Annotated in this window: 22 protein-coding genes; 9 read left to right on the forward strand and 13 right to left on the reverse strand. The window is 59.6% G+C overall.

From position 1 onward, the window contains the following. Positions 1–10: 10 nt before the first annotated feature. Genes CPY51_RS06460 through CPY51_RS06475 form a run of 4 tightly spaced genes read left to right on the forward strand, consistent with a single transcriptional unit; the run spans position 11 to position 3,408 of the window. Complete coding sequence (locus tag CPY51_RS06460) at positions 11–748, forward strand: ATP-binding cassette domain-containing protein (protein WP_111159469.1); 738 nt, start codon at positions 11–13, stop codon at positions 746–748. Beyond that, positions 741–1,484, forward strand: coding sequence for an ATP-binding cassette domain-containing protein (locus CPY51_RS06465; RefSeq protein WP_111159470.1), 744 nt, complete (start codon positions 741–743; stop codon positions 1,482–1,484). The genes CPY51_RS06460 and CPY51_RS06465 overlap by 8 nt, the downstream gene beginning before the upstream one ends. Further along, positions 1,481–2,440 carry an ABC transporter permease gene (locus CPY51_RS06470; protein ID WP_111159471.1) on the forward strand — a complete coding sequence of 320 codons (960 nt, stop codon included), beginning with the start codon at positions 1,481–1,483 and terminating at the stop codon, positions 2,438–2,440. Before CPY51_RS06465 ends, CPY51_RS06470 begins: the two co-directional genes overlap by 4 nt. Next, the gene (locus CPY51_RS06475; protein ID WP_111159472.1) at positions 2,437–3,408 is read left to right on the forward strand and encodes an ABC transporter permease; all 972 of its coding nucleotides are present in this window, start codon (positions 2,437–2,439) and stop codon (positions 3,406–3,408) included. The genes CPY51_RS06470 and CPY51_RS06475 overlap by 4 nt, the downstream gene beginning before the upstream one ends. A 56-nt stretch (positions 3,409–3,464) precedes the next feature. Here CPY51_RS06475 and CPY51_RS06480 read toward each other — a convergent pair whose 3' ends face one another. Next, positions 3,465–4,298 (reverse strand): alpha/beta fold hydrolase, encoded by an 834-nt coding sequence (locus CPY51_RS06480; RefSeq protein WP_244598505.1) that lies wholly within the window; start codon positions 4,296–4,298, stop codon positions 3,465–3,467. Between the two features lie 288 nt (positions 4,299–4,586). Here CPY51_RS06480 and CPY51_RS06485 point away from each other — a divergent pair, with 288 nt between their 5' ends. Then, entirely contained in the window at positions 4,587–5,027 is a 441-nt protein-coding gene (locus CPY51_RS06485) for a MarR family winged helix-turn-helix transcriptional regulator (RefSeq protein WP_111159474.1), read from the forward strand. Positions 5,028–5,081: 54 nt separating this feature from the next. Here CPY51_RS06485 and CPY51_RS06490 read toward each other — a convergent pair whose 3' ends face one another. After that, complete coding sequence (locus CPY51_RS06490) at positions 5,082–6,188, reverse strand: alkene reductase (RefSeq protein WP_111159475.1); 1,107 nt, start codon at positions 6,186–6,188, stop codon at positions 5,082–5,084. A 113-nt stretch (positions 6,189–6,301) separates the two neighbouring features. Here CPY51_RS06490 and CPY51_RS06495 point away from each other — a divergent pair, with 113 nt between their 5' ends. Continuing rightward, positions 6,302–7,195, forward strand: coding sequence for a LysR family transcriptional regulator (locus CPY51_RS06495; RefSeq protein WP_111159476.1), 894 nt, complete (start codon positions 6,302–6,304; stop codon positions 7,193–7,195). Between the two features lie 49 nt (positions 7,196–7,244). Here CPY51_RS06495 and CPY51_RS06500 read toward each other — a convergent pair whose 3' ends face one another. Together CPY51_RS06500 and CPY51_RS06505 are read right to left on the reverse strand one after the other, a co-directional pair. Next, the gene (locus CPY51_RS06500; protein WP_111159477.1) at positions 7,245–7,700 is read right to left on the reverse strand and encodes a DUF4440 domain-containing protein; all 456 of its coding nucleotides are present in this window, start codon (positions 7,698–7,700) and stop codon (positions 7,245–7,247) included. Positions 7,701–7,896: 196 nt separating this feature from the next. Next, entirely contained in the window at positions 7,897–8,886 is a 990-nt protein-coding gene (locus CPY51_RS06505) for an AraC family transcriptional regulator (protein WP_195909440.1), read from the reverse strand. 235 nt (positions 8,887–9,121) lie between these two features. Between CPY51_RS06505 and CPY51_RS06510 the strand changes: the two genes are divergently transcribed. After that, positions 9,122–10,144, forward strand: coding sequence for a LacI family DNA-binding transcriptional regulator (locus tag CPY51_RS06510; protein ID WP_111159479.1), 1,023 nt, complete (start codon positions 9,122–9,124; stop codon positions 10,142–10,144). 1,283 nt (positions 10,145–11,427) lie between these two features. Continuing rightward, positions 11,428–11,880: a DUF1801 domain-containing protein gene (locus CPY51_RS06520; protein WP_111159481.1), complete on the forward strand. Its 453-nt coding sequence runs from the start codon at positions 11,428–11,430 to the stop codon at positions 11,878–11,880. An 88-nt stretch (positions 11,881–11,968) separates the two neighbouring features. On the opposite strand, the gene CPY51_RS06525 is transcribed toward CPY51_RS06520, so the two are convergent. The 9 genes from CPY51_RS06525 to CPY51_RS06565 form a co-directional block, all read right to left on the reverse strand. Then, the gene (locus CPY51_RS06525) at positions 11,969–12,565 is read right to left on the reverse strand and encodes a 2-hydroxychromene-2-carboxylate isomerase (protein WP_111159482.1); all 597 of its coding nucleotides are present in this window, start codon (positions 12,563–12,565) and stop codon (positions 11,969–11,971) included. A gap of 67 nt (positions 12,566–12,632) precedes the next feature. Next, the gene (locus tag CPY51_RS06530; protein WP_111159483.1) at positions 12,633–13,685 is read right to left on the reverse strand and encodes an LLM class flavin-dependent oxidoreductase; all 1,053 of its coding nucleotides are present in this window, start codon (positions 13,683–13,685) and stop codon (positions 12,633–12,635) included. A 13-nt stretch (positions 13,686–13,698) separates the two neighbouring features. Beyond that, positions 13,699–14,640: an ABC transporter substrate-binding protein gene (locus CPY51_RS06535; protein WP_111159484.1), complete on the reverse strand. Its 942-nt coding sequence runs from the start codon at positions 14,638–14,640 to the stop codon at positions 13,699–13,701. 103 nt (positions 14,641–14,743) lie between these two features. Then, positions 14,744–15,682: an ABC transporter substrate-binding protein gene (locus tag CPY51_RS06540; protein ID WP_111159485.1), complete on the reverse strand. Its 939-nt coding sequence runs from the start codon at positions 15,680–15,682 to the stop codon at positions 14,744–14,746. Between the two features lie 76 nt (positions 15,683–15,758). Next, a complete protein-coding gene (locus CPY51_RS33730; protein ID WP_111159486.1) occupies positions 15,759–17,564 on the reverse strand; it encodes an amino acid ABC transporter permease/ATP-binding protein in 1,806 nt (601 codons plus the stop codon). A 33-nt stretch (positions 17,565–17,597) separates the two neighbouring features. Beyond that, a complete protein-coding gene (locus CPY51_RS06550; protein ID WP_111159596.1) occupies positions 17,598–18,146 on the reverse strand; it encodes a GNAT family N-acetyltransferase in 549 nt (182 codons plus the stop codon). Between the two features lie 26 nt (positions 18,147–18,172). After that, positions 18,173–19,360 carry a M20 aminoacylase family protein gene (locus CPY51_RS06555; protein ID WP_111159487.1) on the reverse strand — a complete coding sequence of 396 codons (1,188 nt, stop codon included), beginning with the start codon at positions 19,358–19,360 and terminating at the stop codon, positions 18,173–18,175. A gap of 17 nt (positions 19,361–19,377) precedes the next feature. After that, entirely contained in the window at positions 19,378–20,724 is a 1,347-nt protein-coding gene (locus tag CPY51_RS06560; RefSeq protein ID WP_111159597.1) for an LLM class flavin-dependent oxidoreductase, read from the reverse strand. A gap of 23 nt (positions 20,725–20,747) precedes the next feature. Continuing rightward, positions 20,748–21,740 (reverse strand): LLM class flavin-dependent oxidoreductase, encoded by a 993-nt coding sequence (locus CPY51_RS06565; protein ID WP_111159488.1) that lies wholly within the window; start codon positions 21,738–21,740, stop codon positions 20,748–20,750. Positions 21,741–22,101: 361 nt separating this feature from the next. On the opposite strand from CPY51_RS06565, the gene CPY51_RS06570 reads away from it, so the two are divergent. Then, positions 22,102–23,676 carry a putative bifunctional diguanylate cyclase/phosphodiesterase gene (locus CPY51_RS06570; protein WP_111159489.1) on the forward strand — a complete coding sequence of 525 codons (1,575 nt, stop codon included), beginning with the start codon at positions 22,102–22,104 and terminating at the stop codon, positions 23,674–23,676. Positions 23,677–23,742 lie beyond the last annotated feature (66 nt).

Here is a 23,742-nt window from a genome sequence, read left to right on the forward strand (position 1 = left end):
AGAGTGATCAATGCTTGAAGTAGAAGATGTTTCCAAGCGATACGGAGAGACGGTTGCTCTGTCAGGCGCCACCATCTCCTTTCGCGCCGGCACGGTGCATACAATCCTTGGCGAAAACGGTTCGGGAAAAAGCACGCTGGTGAAACTGCTGTCAGGCATCGTCCAGCCGGACGGCGGCCTGATCAAGCTGGATGGCAAGCCGTTCTCCGGCCGCAGCCCGGCCGATTTTCAGGCGGCAGGCTTTGCCACGGTGTTCCAGGAGGTGCTGATTGCACCTGACCGATCGGTGACTGACAATATCCTCCTTGGGCTCGACGGCTTGATCAAGCGCCGGATCGCGCGCGACCGGCGTCGCGAGACGGCCGCCGCAGCACTCGGTCGTTTTGCCATCACCGACGTGCCGCTGGATGCGCCGGCCGGCTCTCTGCCGCTCGCAGCTCAGCAACTGATCGTGCTGGCCCGCGCCGTGGTACGCCGCCCGCGCATCCTCGTCCTCGACGAGGTCACCGCGGCGCTCGACTATGCCGACCGCGAGTCCGTCTTCACATTGATGCGGCAGCTCGCCGGCGAAGGATCGCTTCTGCTGTTCATCACACACCGCATGGACGAGGTCATGGCACTGTCCGACCGCATTTCGGTCCTGCGCGCCGGCCAGGTCGTCAGAACCGAGGACTGTGGTGGCTCGACTGCGACGGAGCTTTTGAAGGCGATGGCGCCGCAGACCGCCGCGGAGCTGCTTCATGTCTGATCCCATCTCGATCGCGACGACAGAGCTGGTCATAGGCATTGCCGCTGCGCCGATCTCGCAGGCGATCCGCCCGGGAGAAATTGTCGGCCTTGCCGGCCTCGATGGCCACGGGCAGGAGCGCTTTCTGGAAATACTCGCAGGGCTGAAGGCCCCTCTCTCGGGAAGGGTCGTGCTCGATGGGCCAACCGGCCGGACAGAGGTGACGGGCTTTCGCAAGGCGGTTGCAAACGGTGTCGCCTATCTGCCGCGCGATAGACGCGCAACCGGAATTTTCCCGACCCAATCGGTGCTCGACAATTTTGCGATCTCGACGGTTGGACGAGACACCATGCTTGGCCTCATCAGAACGCAACACCGTCGCCGGCGCTACGAGACATATCGCGACAAGCTGTCGATTTCCGCGCCGCGGCCGGACGCGGCGATTACCACGCTTTCCGGCGGCAACCAGCAAAAGGTGCTGCTGGCCCGCGCGCTGGCGCTGGAGCCGGGCGTCCTGTTGCTCAACGATCCGACGCGGGGCGTCGATGTCGCAACCCGACACGTTCTCTATGACGTCTTTCGAAATCTGGCGCGCGAGGGGATGACATTGGTGATCCTGTCAAGCGAGATCGAGGAGATCCTGCTTCTCTGCAGCCGGGTCCTTGTGTTCCGCGAGAACGAGGTGACCGCCGAAATGACGGGAGACAGCATGACCGCAGACAACGTCATCGCCGCAATGTTCGGGCGGGCGAAATGAGCCCGGTGGTTTCGTCTTCAAGGTCATCGACCATCCTGCGCAGCGCCGGCTTTGCCGTTGTGCTTCTGGTCGTGCTCCTGGTCACCAACCTGCTTTTCAATCCGGCCCGCTTTCAGCCCTCCGCCTGGGGCACGCTGATCGGGCTCGCGGCGCCGTTGGTTGGCGCAGCACTCGCCTCTGCCCCCGTCATCCTCGGTGGCCGTGGCGGTATCGATATTTCCATCGGTCCGCAAATGGGCTTTGTCAACGCCGTCGTCATCCAGGGAATTTTCCTTTCGGCCGGCATTTCGTCGCCATTGGTGATCGTTCCGGCAGCACTGCTGATCGGCGCCGGCATCGGTGCCGTCAACGGGTTCATGGCGACGATCATCCGCATCCAGCCTATCGTCGCGACGCTCGGAACATATCTTGTCCTGACCGGCGTGACGCTGACGATCCTGCCGGCTCCGATCGGTCCGGCGCCGGAGTGGCTGAAGGCGATGTCGGGGACCTATTCGATCTTGCCGCTGGCGGTGATGGCGATTGCCTGGTGGTTGATCCGGCGCCTGCCATATTACGATCAGTTGATGGCGATTGGCAGCGACGACCGCGCCGCCTACACGGCCGGTGTAGATGTCACCAAGGTCCGCTTCATCGCCTATGTTGTCACCGGTCTGTTTGCAGGTATCGCCGGGCTGATGCTGACGGCGCTGATCGGCTCGGCCGATCCGAATATCGGCCAGAACTACACGCTGATTGCCATCGCCGCGGTGGCGCTTGGCGGTGTCAGCCTGGCCGGTGGACGGGGAGGACTGATCGGAGCAGCGATCGGCGCCATCGACATCTTCCTGCTGCAGAGCGTGCTGACATCTTTCAACGTGTCCACCTATGTGCTGCAGATCGCCTACGGCGCCATCCTGGTCGCTGCAGTGGTCCTGACTGCAGTCCAGGAGCGTGCGGTAAGGAGAGCGCTATGATCCGGCTCAAGACATTCCTCACAAGCACCAACGGACGCGTCTTCGGCGCCTTTGTCATTGCCGCGGCTCTGCATCTGATCGGCTCCATCCTCATCCCTGGCTATTCGTCTCCTTTCGCCATTCGGGCGATGCTCGTTATAGCGTCGCTGCTGGCAGTTGCCTCTATCGGCCAGACGCTGGTGGTCATCCTGGGTGGCATCGATCTTTCCATCCCCTTCCTCATCGGTTTCGCCAATGTCGTTGCTGCCCAGCTCTATGGCGACGGCTGGAATTTTGGGCTTGTCTGCATTTTCGTGGCGGTGCTCGCCATGTTGATCGGGGCCTTCAACGGCTATGTGGCACGCAAGCTCGATATCCATCCGCTGATCGTGACGCTTGGCACCGGCATGGTGGTCCAGGGTAGCGTTCTGCTGTGGACCGCAGGCTTCCCTTCGGGCTCTGCGCCGCAATCGGTTTCCGACTTCGTCTCCATCGGCGGCTCTGTTGGTCCGTTGCCGGTTCCGTGGCTGGTGCCGAGCCTCGTCGTTGTCGCAGCCTTCATCATCCTCGTGCTTTCCCGCTCACCCTACGGCCGCAGGCTCTACGCACTCGGCAGCAATCCGGGTGCCGCTCCCTTGGCACTGATCGACCCGGTAGCGATGTGGGCCACCACCTTTGCCATCAGCGCGCTCTTTGCCGCCGTTGCCGGTGTGCTGCTGCTCGGCTTTACCGGCTCGGCCTATGGCGACGTCGGACAGCCATATCTGTTCCAGACCATCGCAGCCGTCGTCGTCGGCGGCGCGGCGCTGGTCGGTGGTCGCGGCAGCTTTCTCGGCACGATCGCTGGTGTACTGGTGCTGACGGAGATCAACACGCTTTTGATCGGGATGGGATTTCAACCGGCAGCCGTGCAGGCGGCGCTCGGCCTGATCATCGTTCTTCTTGTGTCGCTCTATGGACGCGAACAGCATGTCAGCACGACGATCTGACATCCATGAAAAAGCGCCCGCCTGGGCGGACGCTTCGGGTCGGTTGCCGCAGAAGATCAGGACTTGAAGAAAGCCAGCAGGTCGGCGTTGATGACGTCTGCGTGGGTCGTGGCCATGCCGTGTGGAAAGCCTTTGTAGACCTTCAGCGTGCCCTTTTTGAGCAGCTTGGACGACAACAGTGCCGCGTCGGCGATCGGCACGATCTGGTCGTCATCCCCATGCATGACGAGCACAGGCACATCGATCTTCTTGAGATCTTCGGTAAAGTCGGTCTCCGAAAATGCCTTGATGCAATCGTAGTGAGCCTTGGTCCCGCCCATCATGCCCTGGCGCCACCAATTGTCGATCACGCCCTGCGAGATTTTAGCGTCCGGGCGGTTGAAGCCGTAGAACGGTCCGGTCGGAATATCGAGGTAGAGCTGGGCGCGGTTGGCGGCAAGCGCGGCGCGGAAGCCGTCGAACACCTCGATGGGAGTACCACCCGGATTCTTGTCGGATTTGACCATGATCGGAGGCACGGCGCCGATGAGGACGGCCTTCGCCACCCGGCCGTTGCCGCCATGCTGGGCTACGTAGCGGGCGACTTCGCCGCCGCCTGTCGAATGGCCAACGTGGATGGCGCCCTTCAGTTCGAGGTGGGCCGCAAGTGCAGCCATGTCGGCGGAATAGGTGTCCATGTCGTTGCCGGTCGCCGTCTGGCTTGAACGGCCGTGTCCGCGGCGATCATGCGCGATGACACGATAGCCCTTGTCCAGGAAGAACAGCATCTGGTTGTCCCAGTCATCCGCGCTCAATGGCCAGCCATGGTGGAAGACGATCGGCTGACCTGTCCCCCAGTCCTTAAAATAGATCTGCGTGCCGTCCTTGGTGGTGATGGTGCTGCTGCTCATGATGTCCTTGCCTTTCGAATTTGATTGCGTGGAAGCTTGGGCGGGCTTGACGAAGGGCAAGGCCGCCGCCGTGACGGCGAGGCCAAGCCCGGCAGTCATTACGCCGCGGCGAGTGGCTTGATTGTTCGACTGACTCATTGCGACCTCCTGTTGATTGATATCGCGATATTAATTATCGCGGTATCAATATGCTAGAGCTGTTTTAGAATTTTGTCCATCGAAAACTCTTATCGCGATATTCTTTTTCGTGATATGAAACTGGCAGTGAACATTGTCAGGAGAAATTTGATGTCCGGCGTCGCACCCGTCCCGTTGGATAACCAACTATGCTTTTCGCTTTACGCGGCAAGCATGGCGATCAACCGCACCTACAAGCCGATGCTGGATGCGATGGGGATCACCTATCCGCAATATCTGGTGCTGAATGTCTTGGGAGAGCAGGACGGAGTGACGATCGGTGCCATTGCCGATCGGCTTGCCTTGGAGTCGAGCACGGTTACACCGCCGGTAAAGCGACTGGAACAGGCAGGCTTCGTCGAACGCCGGCGCAGCAAGGTCGATGAGCGACAGGTCCACGTTTGGCTCACCGACGTCGGGCGGACCTTGCTCGTACAGAGCAGTTGTCTCGGCGAAACACTGATGGAGCGCTCCGGCATGACGCCGGAACAATTCGACGCGCTGAACCAACAGGTCCGGGCGCTGCGCGGCGCGCTGGGCCGAGATAGTTAGAGTAACGACGAGCCGCTGGAAGAACCGCTCGTCGCAACACTAGTCATAGTTCGGTCATTCGGCCGCAATACGCTCCTTAAAGGCCGCGAAGTCCGTATAGCCCCGGTGATCGCCGCCCCAGAAGGTATCGCGGTCATAGGGCGTCAGCGGAAGATTTTCGCGCAGCCGGCGCGGCAGGTCGGGATTGGACGAAAAGTGTCGGCCAAAGGCGACCAGGTCCGCATCACCGTGGTCGACGATCTCCTCCGCACCGCGGCGATCAAAGCCGCCGGCAGCAATGATCGTGCCCTTGTAGACCTTGCGAATATTGGCGGCGGCCACCGGCGGCTTGCCCTCGATCGGCGCTTCGGCGCCGACGATCCGCGGCTCGATGATGTGCAGATAGGCCAGATCGAAGCGGCTCAACTGCTCGGCCGCATAGCCGAAAATCCGTTCCGGATTGCTGTCGGACATGGACGCCCAGGTCCCGCTCGGGCCAAGGCGAACGCCGACGCGATGCGGCCCCCAGACGGAGACGACGGCCTCCACAACTTCCAGCAGGAAGCGCGCCCGATTTTCAACGGAACCGCCATACCGGTCCGTGCGCTTGTTGGTGCCGTCTTGGAGGAACTGATCGATCAGGTAGCCATTGGCGCCGTGAATTTCGACGCCGTCGAAGCCGGCTGCCTTTGCACGCACGGCGCCGCGACGGAATTCTTCGACGATGCCAGGGATCTCATCCGTCTCAAGCGCCCTGTTCGGCGAGACCGGAACCCAGCCATCCTTGGTCATGACGACCTGTTCATACTGCACGGCGGACGGTGCCACCGGCGCAACGCCGCCGGTCATGTCGACATGGCTCTGGCGGCCGACATGCCAGATCTGCAGGAAGATACGGCCACCCTTGGCGTGAACGGCATCCGTCACCCTTTTCCAGCCGGCGACCTGTTCGTCGGAATAGATGCCGGGAGCGCCGAGATATCCCCGCCCGACGATTGAGACCGGCGTTGCCTCGGCAACCTGCAAGCCTCCTTCAGAGGCGCGCTGGCCATAGAAGTCGACCATGATATCGCCGGGGACGTCACCCAGCTGCTCGGAGCGAAGGCGCGTCATTGGCGCCTGCACGACGCGGTGTGACAAGGTGAAGGCGCCGAGATCGATTGGCTGATAAAGCTTGGTCATAATAGTCTCCATCGGTTGATGATGGAGCGTAGATATGCCCTCTCCGTTCGCGGAAAATCAGGCTACAGTTCGAAACACAACGGACATTTCTGTCGCTAATTCTGAGAGGTCGCATGGATAGCCTTGGATCCCTTGGTGTCTTCGTCCAAGCAGCGGAGACGCGCAGTTTTACGGCGGCGGCGCAGCAGCTCGGTGTTTCACCATCAGCTGTCGGCAAGGCCATAGCGCGGCTGGAAAGCCGGCTCGGGGTGCGCCTGTTTCACCGCAGCACACGGAGCATCACACTCACCGCAGAAGGCGCCATCTTTCTCAGCAGGTGCAAGCGGATCTTCGACGAGGTCGAGGCAGCGGAGACGGAGATCGCCCGAACGATGTCCGCTCCACGCGGCAGACTGCGCGTCAGCCTGCCCCAGCTCAACATGCTGCTGATGCCGGTCATCGGCGAATTCGTGCGCGCTTACCCCGAGATTGAACTCGAACTCGATTATAGCGATCGGATGGTCGATGTCATCGAAGAAGGTTTCGACGCGGTCCTGCGGACAGGCGACGCCACTGACTCGCGGCTGAAGACGCGAACGCTTGGCAATTTTTCGCACAAGATCGTCGGTTCGCCGGCCTATTTTCAAAGGGCAGGATTTCCGGCCGAACCCGTCGCGTTGACCAAGCACGCCTGTCTCCACCACCGCTTCCCGTCGACCGGAAAACTGGAGCCGTGGCCGCTCAATCAAAATGGCGTTGCCATCGACATCGAGCTGCCGAAGACCGTCCTTGCAAGCACGCTTGAACCGTTGATATCGCTCGTAGAACAAGGGCTTGGTCTTACCTGCGTTCCACTCTTCACCGTCCGCCGGCAGCTCGAAGGCGGCCAGCTGGTAGCAGTCCTTGACGAATATCTGCGCAACAGCCGCCCGTTTCGCATCATGTGGCCGGCCAATCGCCATGCGTCCCCGAAGGTCGAGGCTTTCGTCAATTTCATGGCCAAGAATCTGTTCCGCGACGGAGCCTAGTACGCACAGACGATTGCGATCGCTGGCCGTGATGTCGTCGATGCCGGATTTATTTTTCCGGCATCATCGAAGAGTGGTGCGACGTGATCAGCCACTGACCGTTTTCGAACTCATAGGTATAGGTGTAACGAGCCGGGACCTTCGAACCGTCCTTAAGGGTAAAAGTGTAGGTCCCCACGTCCACCGCCCAATTGCATCCAATCTTGATGTCGCGGCTGTCGATATGCCCCCTCGGCTTCTTCTCAAGGAAATGCTCGAAGTATTCGAGCCGTTCGGCATGCGTGAGACGCGGTTTGTTCGCCAGGGTCGCGAGAAGAACAGAGTTTTCGCTGTAATTCTTGACAACCGCCTCCGGTTTGAGCGTCGCAAGCGATGTATTCCACCGGTCGAAAAGCTTTGCTATTTCCTTTTCGCTCACGGGCGCGCACTTGGCGGTCTCAGCCGCCGCGACCGGCTGGATCTGTGCAAGACCGAGAATGAGAGTGGCTGCGATCATAATGCGCATGTTCAATTCCTCTCAGCCGATCCGCTGAATGGCATAGACGACACTCAGGCCAGACCGCATATGGTACCAAAGGCAACATCAATTTCAGGAGCATGGCTGCTTAGGCAAGGAGCAAGTATCGATATAGCACATCTTGCGACGCTGCGGGAGCTGGGTACAGACGCCTGTCGCTTTGCGACGGCGGGTCGAATCGACGCTAAGCCGGCTGTCTGGAACGGTTCAATGTCTGGCGGGGTATCTCGCCAAATGCATTGACGTACATGGCGGAAAACCGTCCCATGTGTGAAAACCCCCACCGCTTTGCGATGTCGGAAATAAGCACATCCTGCTGCGTGCTTGACTTGAGATCTCGCCTGGCGCCATCAAGGCGCAGCTGGCGCAGATAGGTCATGGGGGTCATATCCTTGAACTGCTGGAACGCCATCTGCAGCCCCCGAACACTGACGCCAGCTTCGCGGGCGATTTCCTCGATCGTTAGGGGCGACGCCACCTGGGCGACCATGTAGTCGATCGCGCGCTTGACGTGCCTCGGCACTGCAGGCGACTGGCGTCGATCCAGCAGCGAGGAATATTTGTGGGGCAAGGTCTCAAGCAGCGTCACCATAATTGCCCGGATCAGCATCTTGTTCGAGTGCGAACCAGCGGCGTCCTCCACGTTGGTGACGAGGTCGGTCCAAAGCAGCTTGCACATGGTAGCGAGTTTCCTACCGGGACCGCTGGCGGCATCGATTGTCGCAAGCAGCTCGATGTCCTGGATGACTGGCGCGTCAATCATCTCGCTCAGTTGTTGCGTCAGTGCCTTCCGGCTGAATCCCATGCCGATATGACTACGGTTGGGATGAAAACGCAGCGAGCTCGACTGGGCAAGATCGCACGCCGTGAGTGTTTCCGGTGTCGACAAATATTTTCGTCCACCCAACTCGAATTCCAACCCTCCAGCTAGCGGAAAATACATCGCGTACACATCGGGAGCCTCGGAGAAACAAACTTCCATGCCGGACTGGCAGTTCCCCGCCCAGATGTCGAACTCGCCAATGGTAAAGTGCAGATCCTCGACGGAGATTGTCTTGCTGCCCGCGAGCGGATTAACATGCGCTGATGCTATAGTTCTTGTGTAGTGCTGACGGAGTTGGTCGACATCGGCTTCGATTACCTTGAAACGGGAAACGTGCTCGCCTGCGCCCACTCTTTCAGTTCTCCTGCGTAGCCAACCGCTTTTTCGTTCGCATCGCCGCGCACCCATTGGAGAGCGGCTCCACGCATGAGCCCAAATGGCGCTCCATTCCAGCGTCGCTCGCTGCGCTTCAGCTATTTGATGCCAGTGTGTAACGTTTACATAAATTAGCGCTTGAAAATTTCCCTGTCAAACCTCTATTCACAGCTATTGCCCATCGAATGTGCATGAAAAATAAGAGCGGTTGATGGTTGGAATTCGGGATATCGCGGCTCATTTGAACGTCTCGGTCGCAAGCGTGTCGCGGGCGCTCAACAATCATCCCTATGTCAACGAGGAACTGCGACGACGTGTCGTCGAAAGCGCGAAGTTGCTTGGATATCAACCAAAGCAGTCGGGCCGCAGCCTTCGGCAGGGTGTCTCAAAAACCGTCGGTTTCATGATCGAGACCCACCCCAAGCTCACTAGCAATATCGATCTCTTCCTGATGTCGATCTTCGACGGCGTTCAAACGGTCATGCGGCGCCACGCGCTTAGTCTCGTCGTCCTTCCCTGTAGTGGTGACGAAGACCCGGTGGAGTACCTGAGAGGCGTTGTGGAGCGGCGGTTTGTGGATGCCCTCATTCTTTCAGCCACGCGCCCAAATGACAAGCGCGTCGCTCTGCTGACGAAAGAGGGGATGCCCTTCATTACCCTTGGCCGAACGGGATTTCGCGACAAGCAGCCATGGATCGATCTCGATTTTGAAAGTTTCGCAGAGCAATCGGTTGACCGGCTTTACCGGAGCGGAAATCGGAGAATTGCGATCATGGTGCCAGCCGGCCCATTGAATTTCGGGCAGATAACACTGGTTGGATACCAACGCGCCCTGGAAAAACGTGGCATTGCCTTCGATCCTGCACTTGTCGCCCATGTTGTGCTTGACGAGGCAAGCGCTGCATCCGCCTGCAACACACTATTGATGAATGCCGACCCGCCGACCGGTATCATCCTTATCAACGAAGCTTTGGCGTCCGGTGTCTATACGTGCCTGCGCCAATCCAATCTGGAGCCGGGTCGCGATGTCGAAATAGTCAGTCTCGAGGATGGTCGGTTGCGGAGCCTGCCCTCGCCCCTTACGAGGTTTCGATTTGCGACCCACGACATCGGTATCGCGCTTGGGGAGTCCCTTCTTTCCCTCGTGCCTGCCTTTGCGCACTATTACGCAGGCACAGAATTTCAGCGACTTTGGCAATTTGAGGTCGTCGAGCCGACCGATCTGAACACCTGACGCTGGATCTTCGCGCGAGTGCGCGAGGCAGCCCTACAGTTTGGACCTGACTGCCAAAGCAAAGCCGCCCATCGGCTTTGGGGGTGATCGATGGGCGGCTTATTGCTGCGGCGCGTACGGCCATCATGGCCATCGCATTGCCTCCCAATGGGTGCCGAGAGGATGGCAAGAATTCAAGGCCATGAAGGCCTTGCTCCGGTGATAGCTGTGCACAGCTTCTATTTTGCTTCGTTTTTTGTACAGACTTGCGCGATGCGCACATAGTTGCAGCCGGACGCTGTCATGGCTGCCGCGGCGAGCGACATTTCTGCCGCTCACCGACGTGGTAGTTCGGCTTGGCTCCTTCGTAGATTTTCCAGGAGACGTTTATTCGATCCGGCGAAAAAACGCACTGCTTTGCGGATTGCGGTGCAATGTGGATAGGGCCTGCGCAATGGGAATTCTGTAACCGATCCCTGTTTACTTCAGGATAAACTTTTGCCGCCTGCATTGAAGTCAATCCAAAAGTACGGGACCGGTGGTGTTGTGAATCCCGATTTACTGCTGTCGCAACTGCCCGCGTCCCTACCACCTTCATGGAAATTGCCGACATCCATTCGGTGAATGTCTCCGCCACATCGTCGGTCGCGGGTCCGGCGACATCCTATATGAATGTCTATCTGGTGCTGGATAGGTCCGCATCGATGTTGCTTGCCGCCACTGCCGCCGGCCAATCCTCATTGAGGAACACGGCAAGCTGCAAATTTGCTTGTCACACCGTGGACAGTTCGGCCTAGAAATATAATGGCAAGAGCTATGGTACCGTCTACCAGGTGGCCGAGGCGATGGGGATAACCCTGCGCGCGGACGTGACCGTTGAGGCGGTCGACGAAGTCCCGGACATGATTGACGATGCAAACATATCGAGCAGTCACATCAAACGGCGCTCTATACGATTGGTGCGAGCGCCGCTCGAGTTCTTGCCCCAACCTATTCCACGTCAACGACGCGGTCATATTCCAAGGATGATTCCGAAGGAGTCAACAGCGCCACGTCGGAAACAGGAAATGGAAAATTCGGATTCGTGGTCATCGGAACTCCGATGCACAACTTGACAGTGCCAGCGGTGCTGAAAGCTGACAGACTAGGCCTTGCAAGAGCATTTTTCGTCGTTTTGTCCTTCACCGCGTGTTCTTCTGCCCGTCAGAGGCTGACGTCAGCATTTGAGCTGCTACGGGGGATCGTGCTAGACAGGTATCAGACCAGCGCCCAAAGCAAGATCCCGTATTGTCGAGGAAACTGCCATGCCCAGGATTGACGTTGCCGCTATCCCGGAAGGAAAAGACAGCCCTTCTCCCTCTCAACTGATAGATGCGAGAATCGAGGAGCTGAGTGATTGGCGGGGCGAGACGCTCGCGCGGATCCGAAGTCTCATCAGGGAGGCCGACCCGGAAGTGGTCGAGGAGTGGAAGTGGAGAGGAGTTCCCGTGTGGTCGCACGCCGGAATCATCTGCACCGGTGAGACTTACAAAAATGCCGTGAAGATGACCTTCGCCAAGGGCGCTTCTTTGGAGGACCCTTCGGGCCTCTTCAACTCAAGCCTCGAAGGCAACACCAGGCGTGCCATCGATTTTCATGAGGGCGACAAGATCGACGAAAGGGCGTTGAAGGCGCTCATTCGCGCCGCCGTGGCATTGAACCCGTTGGCGCGTGCCGCTGGCCCCGTCCGCTCTCAGAAGAGACCAGGGACCGCTTGAGGCGCGTTGAAAGAACGGCTGCAACAGGCCAATGCCGGCTGCGTGGCCCATTGTGTGAAGACTATGGTCACAAGGCGAGGCAGGGTGCCTATAGCCTATCGCCGCCGAAATGGCGTTCGAGGAAGGGCAGATTGTCCTGACCCCAATAGATCTCGCCGTCGTAGACGAATGTCGGAAACCCAAAGACACCTCTTTTGATCGCATGGTCGCGATCGCCCGCCCATTTGGCCTTTACGTCTTCCTCGGCCTCCCGCCTGAGGAGCCCTGCGCCATCGAAGCCGGCGGCATCGGCAATCGCCTTGCGCACCTCCGGCTTGCCGATGTCTTCACCACGCACCCAGAAAGCCGCCTGCAGGGCGCGGGTGAGCGCAACCCAGTCATGGCCGTCTAAATAGGCGGCGATCACAGAGAGCGAGGCCGGGGCCGGATCGCCGAGCGCCGGGCGACTTTCAAGAAGAAGCTCCTTGCCTCGGACCTTGGCCCAGCGCTTCAGATCCCGCGTCCAATAGGCGCGGCGGGCCTCCGGGCGGTTGCGCGAGAAGATGCCGCCGTTCTCCTCGACGACGGTGGTGAGGAACGGCTTGATCTCGACGTCGTTCTTTCGGGCCAGATCGAGGAAGGCGTCGAGGCCGATGAAGGACCACGGAGAGCCGATTGAAAAGAAGTATTCAACGATTTTCGTCACTGATTGCAGTTCCTATAGGCGATGACTGAAGAATGAAATTTCCTAGCGGAGGTAACCTAACGGCAGCTCAGGCACGGCGTTTTTCGTTCGCCGACACCGTGGGAGACGTCGCTTTCCAACCGAGCTCCGGTGCGATCAGCGTAACGAAGTCATGCAGTATCTGGCAATATTCCTCGTGTTCGAATTCATAGGGAAGTTCGAGGCGCAATTCGCCGACATGTGGCAAGATCGGATCCGCCAACAGTCGTCCGAGGATTTCATCCGATGTGCCGACGAGATCGCCGGCAAAAAGCGTACGGCGCTCACCCTGCGGCGTCAACGTCCGTTCGTGGCGCCCGCCGGCATAGTCGCGGTAGCGGCGGCGCGTGGTGGCGTCGGCGCTGTCGAGGGGAACGATAACCCGGCCAAGCGCGACGCGCCTTCCGGCTCCCCCAGCTGTCCGGTAGGTTTCAAGCTGACGCGACTGGGCGAGAAAGAAATCATCGGTCTCCTCGCCGGTGGTGACATTGCCGATCAGGAGATTGAAGCCGTTGCCACCTGCGAAGCGCGCCGAGCGCAACGACCCGCCACCATACCAGATCCGATTGACCAAACCCTTGGCATGCGGCTGCAGGCGCGGCCTTTGCGGACCGAAGGGCGTCTTGATGAACGTATTTTCGTCGCCGAGATACGTGCCGCGTAGATTGTCGGCGAACCGCAGGACGCGGTCATGGGAGAAATCATAAGTCGCCCAGTCGCCGTCAAAGGCAAGCGGCCCGATCAGATCGGCATGCAGCGGACGGCCGGCGCTGAGCCCGAGGTTCAATCGCCCACGCGAAAGCACATCGACGGTCGAAAGGTCTTCGGCCAGCCGATAGGGGCTTTCGTAACCCATTGGGATCACCGCGGTTCCAAGCTGGATGCGGCTCGTCCTCTGCGTCGCCGCCGCCAGGAAAGCGGTTGCTGACGATATGCCGGGCTCCAGATGGCGCTGGCGAACCCAGGCGCTCTGAAAGCCGAGACCCTCGCCATATGCGAGAAGCTGCAGCGTCTTTTCAAGGCCGGAAAGCGGGTCCTCGTCTGGATAGTTGCCGGGCGTAAGGAAGCCGATATGGCCGATCGACGGGGCGCTGACGTTCATTTTCGTATTTCTCTCAATATTTCGGCAGGCCAGGCGGATTGGTTTCCGACTTTGGTAGCGCTTCCTCCGCCAGATGCCAGTGGGCAAGAATCCTGGCATAGGTGCCGTTGGCGATCAGGCCATTGGTGGCGAGCGTCAGGCCATTGGCCAATCCGCTTGCCTTGCGCGTCGTGATCGCAACATCGGAACGATCGGGCCACCCCGCGCTCAACGTGCCGACACTTCTAATGTTCTTGTCACGCGCGGCGATGTAGACCAACTGCGCGTGCGGCTGGACGATCACATCGGCGCGGCCCGATGCCAACGCCAGCAGACTTGCCGCATCGTCGTCGTAATATTGCAGCGTCAGCGGCTTCAGCCCGGCGGCGACATTCTCCTTGTTCCATTCGACCAGGATACGCTCCTGATTGGTCCCAGCGCCAACGATGATTGTCAGGCCGGCCGCGTCCTTCGGTTGCTTGATCGAGGTAACCCTGCTGTCAGACCTGACATAGATACCGTGCAAGCCCCGGCGATAGGTTGAGAAATCGAACTTTTCCTTACGCTGCTCCGTGACGCCGACATTGGAGATCACCGCGTCGTATTTGCCGGATGCGAGACCCAGCGGCCAGTCGATCCAGGCCACCGGTACGAGCTCCAGTTGAAGTCCGAGACTATCGGCGATGGCGGAGGCATAGTCTGGATCGGCACCAACGACCGTTGCAGCGTCGGTGGCGTAGGTTGCAAGCGGCGGGCCACCCGGACTGACGGCGACTGTGAATTTGCCTTTTGTGACGAACTTGAAATCCTTCGCAACAGCAGCGATGGCCGCATCATCCCGTTGGGCGTGGACACGGCCCGATTGCTCCGGACTCAGGTCGAAACCGACATCATCGGCGCGGGCCGCACCATAGTCCATCAGCGCTAACATCATTAATGCGAGAGTGCATGCCCAAACTGCCGGTATGCTTGCCATTGGATCATCTCCGTATCAAAGTCTTCGTCATCAAATCAGGGGTTGCGGGCCGGTCGACAATTGCCGGGACCGGCCCGCGCTGGGCCCCACACCCAGGGACAGGTCAGGACTTTGGCAGGCCAGGCGGGTTGCTCAACGACTTGTCGATGGCTTCGGCCGCAAGGCTCCAGTGCTTCAGCACCTCGGCATACTTGCCGTCTTTGATCAGGCCATTGAGTGCGATGGTGACCGGATCGGCAAGGCCGCTGCCTTTGCGCGTCGTCACCGCAATTTCCGCCGTCAGCGGCCAGCCACCGCTGACTGTGCCGACCAGCTTGGTCTTGCCGGTGATCCCGGCGCTATAGGCGAGCGTCGCATTCGGATTGAACTCGACATCGGCGCGGCCCGATTGGATTGCCAGCTGGCTGGCGGCGGCATCGTCGTAATATTGCACCTCGATCGGCTTCAGGCCCTTGGCAATATTTTCCTTGTCCCAAGCCAGAATGATTTTTTCCTGGTTGGTGCCAGCGCCGGTAATCACCTTTAGTCCGGCAACATCCTTCGGCTCCTTGATCGCCCCGATCGGGCTGTCGGACTTGACATAAAAGCCGAGCACGTCCTTGCGGTAGGTCGAAAAGTCGAACTTCTCCTTGCGCTCCTCGGTGACGGTGACGTTGCTGATCACGGCATCATATTTGCCAGAGGCAACACCGAGCGGCCAGTCGGCCCAGGCGACCGACACCAGCTCCAACTCTAGGCCGAGACTGTCGGCGATGAGTGAGGCGATGTCAGGATCGGCGCCGACAACAGTTTTCGCGTCGGAGGCATAGGTGGCGATCGGCGGGTCCCAGGCGTTGATCGCTACAGTGAATTTGCCCGGCGTTACGAATTTGAAGCTTGAGGGAATGGCCTTGACTGCCGCCTCGTTCTTTTCAGCGCGGACCCGGTTCGAAGTATCAGGGCTGAGATCGAACTTTTCCGCCGCCTGCGCGGCACCGAGCCCAAGTGCAGCGAGAACAACGACCCCTGCCACGAGTGATTTCGTCGTGTTGAAAATTTTCATGTATCCCGTCTCCATTTCATCTTATGGTTGAGTATACGCTTGGACCCGTCGTCCCCGCTGCGCATCGCGGCATTCACTAGAGAACTTTTGCGAGGAATTCCCGGGTCCTGGGATGCTCGGCTTGCCCAAAGATCCGGGCGGGCGGTCCCGCTTCGAGGACGCGCCCGCCTTCCATGAAGATCACCGTATCGGCAACCTCCCGGGCAAAGCCGATCTCGTGCGTGACGATCACCAGCGTCGTCCCAGTGCGGGCGAGTTCCTTGATGACGTCCAGCACTTCGCCGACCAATTCAGGATCGAGCGCTGAGGTCGGCTCGTCGAAAAGCAGCACCGTCGGCCGCAGCGCCAGCGCGCGGGCAATCGCGACGCGCTGCTGCTGACCGCCGGAGAGCTGACGAGGATAAGCATCGATCTTGTCGCCGAGGCCAACGCGGGCTAGGAGCTCCTTCGCCAGAAGCACCGCCTCCTCGCGCCTAACGCCGCGCACATAGACGGGAGCCTCGACCAGATTCTCAAGGACAGTCAGATGCGGGAAGAGATTGAAGCTCTGGAAAACCATGCCGATGTCAGCTCGCCGCTTGAGAACATCCCTCTCCTTCAATTCGTAAAGCGTATCGCCCTTCTGGCTATAGCCCACGAGTTCGCCGTCAACCGAGATGAAGCCGTCATCGACGGGTTCAAGATGATTGATACTGCGCAGCAGTGTCGACTTGCCGGAGCCGGAGGGGCCGAGGATGGCGGTAACACTGCCGGAAAGCAGCGTCAGGTCAATGTTGTCGAGGACCTGCAGCGAGCCGAACCGTTTGGAAATCCCATGAATTCGTACGGTTCCGCCCTTGCGGAAAACACCGGCCTCGCGCAGAGAACCGGAAGCCCGGGCCGGTGCTCCGGTGCTGGCGCTGATGGCCGCGGTCAAGAGAAGTGGACGCCGGAAGCGCCGCAGGAATGCTTGAAATGGCGCTGGCGCCGGATTGCGCACCGCGCCCTTGGAAAAGTGGCGTTCGATGTAATACTGGATCACTGACAGCACCGTCATGATCACCAGGTACCAGGCAGTCGCGACCATCAGCAGCGGAATGACTTCCAGATTGCGGCGGTAGATGACCTGGACGGTATAAAACAGCTCCGGCAACGCCAGGACGTAGACGACCGACGTGCTTTTCGCAAGGCCGATGACTTCGTTGAAGCCCGTCGGCAAGATCGACCGCATCGCCTGCGGCAGCACGATCTTGAAGACCTGACGATACCTGGGCAGACCGAGCGCGGCGGCGGCCTCCAGTTGCCCCTGATCGACGGACAAAATGCCGCCGCGCACGACTTCGGCCGAAAAAGCCGATTGATTGAGCGTCAACCCGAGAAAGGCTGCGGCAAACGGTGTCAGCAGCTGAACCGTGGGATAGTCGATGAGCACCACATTGGTGAAGGGCACGCCGACATGGATCGTCTGGTAGAGATAACCGAGATTATTGAGCACCAAGAGCAGCACGATCATCGGAATTGAGCGCAATAGCCAGATATAGCCCCAGGATAGACCCGACAGCAGCGGCGATTTTGATACGCGGGCAAGCGCCAGCGCCGTTCCAAGGATCGACCCGGACACGGTCGCAAGCACCGTCAGCAGCAGTGTCCGCCCCAGCCCTGCCAGGACGGGGGCCGCAAAAAACCATTCGGCAAAGATGTTCCAACCCCATTGCGGATTGGTGAATGTCGAATAGAGGATCGAACCGATGACCGCGACCGCAAATACCGAGCCCACCTGCCGGCTCGGATACCGGGCCGGGACGATCTTGTAGTGCGAATAGTCTGACCTCTGTTCGGCAGGCCTCTGCAAATTGGGTTGTCCGCTCGGCTCGATGCCGGCAAAATCCGTCGTAAGTGCCATGATGCTTATCCCCGCAGGTACTGTCGGCTATCTTCAGGCGTTTCCCGCCGCACGCCGCAATCGCGGTCCAGCCGCATCTTCTAGAGCGACGTCCGCGAGATGGCCGACATCCTTTTCGAAGGGCAGCGTCCTGTGGATTTCGGGATCGATCGCCTGGTCGAACAGCGCCGTGTAGCCGTAGCCGAGATAAAGGCCCACTGCCTCGGGCTGCCTGAACCCTGTTGTCAGATAGATGCGGGAATAGCCTTGCCGCGCCGCCTGGGTTTCCAGCTCGACCAGAATCCTTTTCGCCAGGCCCTGACGGCGTAAATCGTGGCGGGTCCAGATGCGCTTGAACTCGGCCGTGCGCTCATCATAGCGCCTGAAGGCGCCGCCACCGATTGTCTCGCCATCACGGATCAACAATAGGAAATTGCCGTCCGGCGGCGCAAAAGCTTCGGGCGGATAGCGATTTAGCTCCGCGGCAGCCCCTTCGGCATTGAAGAAAGTGCCGTAGCGGCTGTCATATTCGACGATTAGCTCGTCGATCAGCGGCTTGGCGCGTGGATCAATTGGGCTCGTATAGAGAAAAGTATCGGTCATGTTGGTTGCCAATCCCTTTGCCGTCTTCATTTGAGGAAGGTCTCAACAAGCCGCACCCAGTAGTGGGCGGCGGGCGCGATGATCGCGTCGTTGAAATCATAGTAGGCGCTGTGGAGCGGCGCGCTGTCGCCATTGCCGACGAAGAGGTAGCTGCCCGGCTGCGCCTGCAGCATGAAGGCGAAGTCCTCGCTCGCCGTGCGCGGCCTGAAACCCTGTTCGATCCGACTGTCGCCGAACGTTTCAAGCGCCACTAGGCGGGCAAAGGCGGTCTCGTCGCGATGATTGAGGAGGGCCGGAAAACCAAGCCGGTAGTCGACTTCGGCATGGGCGCCAAAACTTTCGGCCTGCGCTCGGGCAAGCGCCGGAATGCGCTCCTTGAGCTGTTCCCGGATGCTTTCCTTGAAGGCCCGCATGGTCAGCTTCAACTCGACATTCTCGGGGATGACGTTCGAGGCTGAGCCACCATGGATGGAGCCGACGGTGACGACCGCCATGTCCTGCGGATCGACATTGCGCGACACCACGCTTTGCAACGCCGTGATGAAGGAAGCGGACGCAAGCACCGGGTCGACCGCCTTCTGCGGTTCGGCTCCATGACCGCCCTTGCCGACAATGCGGATTTTCGCCTGATCGACGGAAGCCATGGCAGGACCCTCGACGAAGCCGAACTGGCCAAGGGATACGCCCGGCCAATTGTGCAGCCCGAACACAGCATCAACAGGAAACCGCACGAACAGCCCTTCGGAAATCATCGTGCGGGCGCCGGCGCCGATCTCCTCGGCTGGCTGGAAGATCAGGCGAAGCGTGCCATTAAAATTTCCGCTGTCTGTAAGGTAGCGAGCCGCTGCCAGCAGGATCGACGTGTGGCCGTCGTGGCCGCAGGCATGCATGACGCCAGGATTGTTGCTGGCATAGGCGAGCCCCGTTGCCTCCTCGATCGGCAAAGCGTCCATATCGGCGCGGATACCGATCCGCTTTTCACCGTCTCCGCGCCTGAGGGTGGCAACAATGCCGGTGCCGGCAATGCCCGTGGCCACTTCGTAGCCCCAGGAGGAAAGATGGGACGCGATGATCTTGCTCGTCCGACGCTCCTGGAAGGCGAGCTCGGGATATTGATGGAAGTCGCGGCGCAGTGCGATGATCTCGTCGAGATAGCTGGCAATTTTCCTCTCGACCGGGTCGCTTGCAGCGTGGCTCGGGGCGATGACGTCCATGGCAATCTCCCCGGCGCTCACGCGCCGACGACCTTTCCATGTTCAACGTCTTCCCGAGCGGCATAGCGGCTTTCGCGGTAGGGCAAGCCCAGATGGTCGCGCAGCGTCTCGCCCTTTAGCACCGGGTCGAAATAGCCGCGTTTTGCAAGGATCGGAAGAACGTATTTGGCGAAGTCGTCGAAACCTTCCGCGATCACGGGAAAGCCGAGGATGAAGCCATCGGCGGCGTCTCCGTCCACCCAGCGGACGATCTCATCGGCGATATGGTCCGCCGTGCCGATGAAACTCGTCCGCGGGGTAGCGACATCGAGAGCAATCTCGCGCAGCGTGAGCCCCTTCTCGCGTGCCGTCTTCTTGATGCGATCGGTGGTGGCGCGGAAATTGTTGCGGCCAATATCGCCCAGATCAGGAAACGGCTCGTCCAGCGGATAGACACTGAAATCGTGATGGTCGAAGAAGCGACCGAGGTAGAGCAGCGCCTCCTCGATAGTGACAAGGTTGCGGATCGCCTGATACTTCGCTTCCGCCTCTTCAGCCGTCGCCCCGACGATCGGGCCGATGCCCGGATAAATGCCGACCTCCGCGGCCGGCCGGCCGTGCGCGATCACGCTGTCCTTGAGCTGTCGATAGAACGCCCTCGCTTCCTCGATCGGGCCGCCGTTCGTGAAGACGGCATCGGCATGCTTGCCTGCAATCCGGATACCCGAGTCTGAGGCGCCTGCCTGGAAGACGACCGGCTGGCCTTGCTTGGATCGGCCGATATTCAGCGGCCCTTCGATCCGGAAGAAGCGGCCCCTGTGGTTGAGGCGGTGCAACTTCGCCTTGTCGACATAGACGCCTGTTTCGCGGTTGCGGATGAAAGCATCGTCATCCCATGAATCCCAGAGCCCCTTGATGGCATCGAGATATTCATCGGCGATCTCGTAACGCAGCTCGTGCTCGGGATGTTCGCGGCTGTAGTTGCGGCCCGAACCTTCGAGAGGCGAGGTGACGGCATTCCAGCCCGCCCTGCCCCCGCTTATCAGATCGATCGTCGCGAACTGCCGGGCAATCGTGAAAGGGTCGCTATAGGAGGTCGAGACCGTACCCACCAGGCCGATCTTCGAGGTCGAGGCGGCCAGCGCCGAAAGGATGGAAATCGGTTCGAAGCGATTGAGGAAATGCGGGATCGACTGCTCGTTGATGTAAAGACCGTCGGCGACGAAAGCAAAAGCGATACCCGCCGCTTCGGCCTTGCGGGCGGTGTTGACGAAGAACTCGAAATTGACGCTTGCATCCGGCGGCCCGCTCGGATGCTTCCATGCGTTCATGTGGCCACCAGGCCCCTGCAGCATGATGCCGAACGTGATGCGTTTCTTTGCCATGGGATCAGTCCTTTCGAAGAATATCATGCGGCCAGCAAATGCCGTTCCTTGGCGAGCAATTCGATGGAGGAGAAGCGTTCGGCAGCAGTCAACGCCGGCGTATCGAGAATGAATTCCTTGACGCCGTAGCGCTGATGCAATTGGTCGAGTTCCTTACGGATCTGCGGCGCCGTGCCGTGCAACACGCTCGGGATCTTCTCCTCGACGCGATAATCGCTGATGCCGGATTGGCGAGCGAATTCGGCCGCCTGCTCCTCGGTGCCGACATTGACGCTCTGGCCGTTGGATAGAAAAACCTTGAAGATGCGGAGATCGCCCACGCGTTGGCGCGCCTGCTCCTCGCTCTCGGCGGCAAAGGCCGCCAGTGCCAGGATCGGGCTCTTGCCGCCGCTCGCCACCTCGTAGGCCTCGAAGGTCTTCTTCAGGTTTTCCGGATCCCCGTTCAAATGGCCAGCAAAAACCAGCTCCCAACCCTTTTCCGCGGCAAGCTTCGCGCTCTCGACGGAAGCACCCAGCAGGAAGCGTTCGGCGGCGACCGAGGGAAGCGGCGTAGCGACGATGCCCTCCGAACCGAAATCGGCCGCGAGATAGCTATTGATGTCAGACAGTTGGTCGGCAAAGCTCGGCTTGCGTGCCGGATCGACCGCAGCCTGCAGCGCATTCGTCGACAGCGGGAAGCCGCCTGGCGCCTTGCCGACCCCGAGATCCACGCGGCCGGGTGCAAGCGATGCCAGAAGATTGAAGGTCTCAGCCACCTTGTACGCGCTATAGTGCTGCAACATGACCCCACCGGAGCCGATACGGATGCGTGATGTCTTGGCGAGCAGATAGGCGATCAGCGTCTCGGGCGCCGAGCTTGCGAGAGTGGCCGTGTTGTGGTGCTCGGCCACCCAAAACCTGTGATAGCCGAGCTGCTCGGCCTTCATGGCTAGCCGCACCGTCGACTGCAGGGCGTCGCTGGCATCTTTTCCAGGCTCGGTGGGGCTCTTGTCGAGAAGACTAAGGAGGTAGGTCATTTCATCGAAACCATCTGTAATTGCTATAGTCTATAAAATCAGTAGATATTATCAATTATAAGAAAAGACGTTCTATTTCCGGCCGCAGCCGGAGAATAAAGTCGCTGTCAACCGCGATGGAAGGATCGACAGCCGGCGCATCCGATGTCGTGCGGGATCCATGAGCGCGCAGCGACGTCAGCGGCGCGACAGTTTATCGCGTCGCGCGTGGACGACATCGACGGCCCTGAACCGTTGGGCAAAAACAGCTTGGTTCGCCATCTCAATATATGAGGAATGTCGGATGCTCGATCTGCCGGACATAAAAAAGTGCTCCGCCAGCTAACGATCTTTGAACTTTACACTAGGTAGTGAATGTAACATGTCCTACCACCTGCGAGAGCTCTACATGCGCCACCGTGTCAGCATCAACGATCTGGGCATCATCGTCGCGTCCCTACTGGTATTGATATTCGTGGCATACGAAGTCGACATATTCGCGAACGAAGCCTCCGTCACGTTTCGACAAGAGACAATTGAACTTGATGAGGTTTTGTTGCTCGGCGGCTGCCTCGCGGTTGGCCTGCTCGGGTTTTCGGTGCGTCGCTATATCGAGCAGAAGCGGGAGATGAACCGCCGCGTCGAAGCTGAACGTTATGCCCGACAATTGGCGTTCCAGGATCCATTGACCGGTCTTGCCAATCGCAGGCAGTTTGACGACGCACTGAGAGTTGCGATCGCGTCGCCGCCGGCTGCCGGGGCAGCGCATGCTCTGTTGATGCTCGATCTGAACGGGTTCAAAAAAATCAATGATAGCTTTGGCCACGGCACAGGCGACGAGCTTCTTGTCATAGTGGCGCAACGGCTCTCCGCGGCCATGAGGCCGGGCGATCTCATCGCCAGACTGGGTGGCGACGAGTTTGCGGTCCTGGCGCTGCACGTGTCTGGACCAGAGGCAGCAAGCAACATCGCTCACCGGATTGTCCAGGCTTTATCTGAACCGGTGACCATTGCACAAAGCCAACACCATATCGGGACAGGAATTGGAATAGCACTCCTTCCGAGCGATGCTCAAACCGCTCAGGAGGGGATTCGAAAAGCCGATGTCGCACTTTATCGCGCCAAGACCGAACACCGCTCTGCAACTCGGTTTTTCGAGGAGCAGATGGATGTGGTCTTGCGGGAGCGCGCGGAGATGGAGCTGCATCTCAGGGCCGCGATAGCGTCAGATCTGATCTATCCACGCTTTCGACCATCGTTCGATCTGTTGGGTGGAAGCGTTGCGGCCTTCGAAGCGATACCCTCCTGGCTGCTGCCTGGCGCCGCGGAAGTTCCGGTTGAGCGGCTAGTCGCAATTGCCGAGGAAAGTGGCCTGATCCATGCGATCGGCGAAACTGTCCTGCGCAAGGCTTGCCTGGCCGCCAGATCCTGGCCGACGCATACCAAGCTGTCGATCGATATCTATCCCGGGCAGCTGAGCGATCCGTCTTTCGGTGCGACGACGCTTAGAGTATTGCATGAGACAGGGTTCGATCCTGCCCGACTTGAGGTAGAAATCGCCGAAAGCATGCTCGTTCGCGAACTTGATGCTGCGAAGGTGGCGCTTGCGCCGCTGCGACAGGCTGGAGTGACCATCACGCTTGACCACTTCGGGACCGGCTATTCAAGCCTTTACCACATGAACGAGTTCAAGATCGACAAGGTGAAGATCGACCGTCGCTTTGCCGAACACCTGGATGGGCAGGGCGCCGATCGGATGGTCCGAGCTTTGGCAGGATTTGGCCATGGCCTCGGCCTGCTCGTCAGCGCAGAGGGCTCATCGGATCTGATGGGCCAGGTCTCGCTCCTAAGCTCCGGCGTCCAGCAAAACCAACCCGTGTCTGAGCCGATCTCCTCCGAAGATGCGCTGGCGATGAGTTTTGCGGATTTGCATGTGTCTCCGCGTTCAGGATCGTGACGGAAATATCCCACTGTCATCGCCGGAGGACGGTTTTTGCGCAGGATAAAATCATCTCCACTCGGC

It is taken from the genome of Arminella tubonensis, from assembly GCF_003240585.1.
In the GTDB taxonomy this organism is placed as follows: domain Bacteria; phylum Pseudomonadota; class Alphaproteobacteria; order Rhizobiales; family Rhizobiaceae; genus Rhizobium; species Rhizobium tubonense.

What these genes read in the sequence shown, in the direction of transcription:
- CPY51_RS06460 (WP_111159469.1), top strand. Translation starts at nt 11, where the DNA reads ATGCTTGAAGTAGAAGATGTTTCCAAGCGATACGGAGAGACGGTTGCT.
- CPY51_RS06465 (WP_111159470.1), top strand. Translation starts at nt 741, where the DNA reads ATGTCTGATCCCATCTCGATCGCGACGACAGAGCTGGTCATAGGCATT.
- CPY51_RS06470 (WP_111159471.1), top strand. Translation starts at nt 1,481, where the DNA reads ATGAGCCCGGTGGTTTCGTCTTCAAGGTCATCGACCATCCTGCGCAGC.
- CPY51_RS06475 (WP_111159472.1), top strand. Translation starts at nt 2,437, where the DNA reads ATGATCCGGCTCAAGACATTCCTCACAAGCACCAACGGACGCGTCTTC.
- CPY51_RS06480 (WP_244598505.1), bottom strand. Translation starts at nt 4,298, where the DNA reads ATGAGCAGCAGCACCATCACCACCAAGGACGGCACGCAGATCTATTTT.
- CPY51_RS06485 (WP_111159474.1), top strand. Translation starts at nt 4,587, where the DNA reads ATGTCCGGCGTCGCACCCGTCCCGTTGGATAACCAACTATGCTTTTCG.
- CPY51_RS06490 (WP_111159475.1), bottom strand. Translation starts at nt 6,188, where the DNA reads ATGACCAAGCTTTATCAGCCAATCGATCTCGGCGCCTTCACCTTGTCA.
- CPY51_RS06495 (WP_111159476.1), top strand. Translation starts at nt 6,302, where the DNA reads ATGGATAGCCTTGGATCCCTTGGTGTCTTCGTCCAAGCAGCGGAGACG.
- CPY51_RS06500 (WP_111159477.1), bottom strand. Translation starts at nt 7,700, where the DNA reads ATGCGCATTATGATCGCAGCCACTCTCATTCTCGGTCTTGCACAGATC.
- CPY51_RS06510 (WP_111159479.1), top strand. Translation starts at nt 9,122, where the DNA reads ATGGTTGGAATTCGGGATATCGCGGCTCATTTGAACGTCTCGGTCGCA.
- CPY51_RS06520 (WP_111159481.1), top strand. Translation starts at nt 11,428, where the DNA reads ATGCCCAGGATTGACGTTGCCGCTATCCCGGAAGGAAAAGACAGCCCT.
- CPY51_RS06530 (WP_111159483.1), bottom strand. Translation starts at nt 13,685, where the DNA reads ATGAACGTCAGCGCCCCGTCGATCGGCCATATCGGCTTCCTTACGCCC.
- CPY51_RS06535 (WP_111159484.1), bottom strand. Translation starts at nt 14,640, where the DNA reads ATGGCAAGCATACCGGCAGTTTGGGCATGCACTCTCGCATTAATGATG.
- CPY51_RS06540 (WP_111159485.1), bottom strand. Translation starts at nt 15,682, where the DNA reads ATGAAAATTTTCAACACGACGAAATCACTCGTGGCAGGGGTCGTTGTT.
- CPY51_RS33730 (WP_111159486.1), bottom strand. Translation starts at nt 17,564, where the DNA reads ATGGCACTTACGACGGATTTTGCCGGCATCGAGCCGAGCGGACAACCC.
- CPY51_RS06550 (WP_111159596.1), bottom strand. Translation starts at nt 18,146, where the DNA reads ATGACCGATACTTTTCTCTATACGAGCCCAATTGATCCACGCGCCAAG.
- CPY51_RS06555 (WP_111159487.1), bottom strand. Translation starts at nt 19,360, where the DNA reads ATGGACGTCATCGCCCCGAGCCACGCTGCAAGCGACCCGGTCGAGAGG.
- CPY51_RS06560 (WP_111159597.1), bottom strand. Translation starts at nt 20,724, where the DNA reads ATGGCAAAGAAACGCATCACGTTCGGCATCATGCTGCAGGGGCCTGGT.
- CPY51_RS06565 (WP_111159488.1), bottom strand. Translation starts at nt 21,740, where the DNA reads ATGACCTACCTCCTTAGTCTTCTCGACAAGAGCCCCACCGAGCCTGGA.
- CPY51_RS06570 (WP_111159489.1), top strand. Translation starts at nt 22,102, where the DNA reads ATGTCCTACCACCTGCGAGAGCTCTACATGCGCCACCGTGTCAGCATC.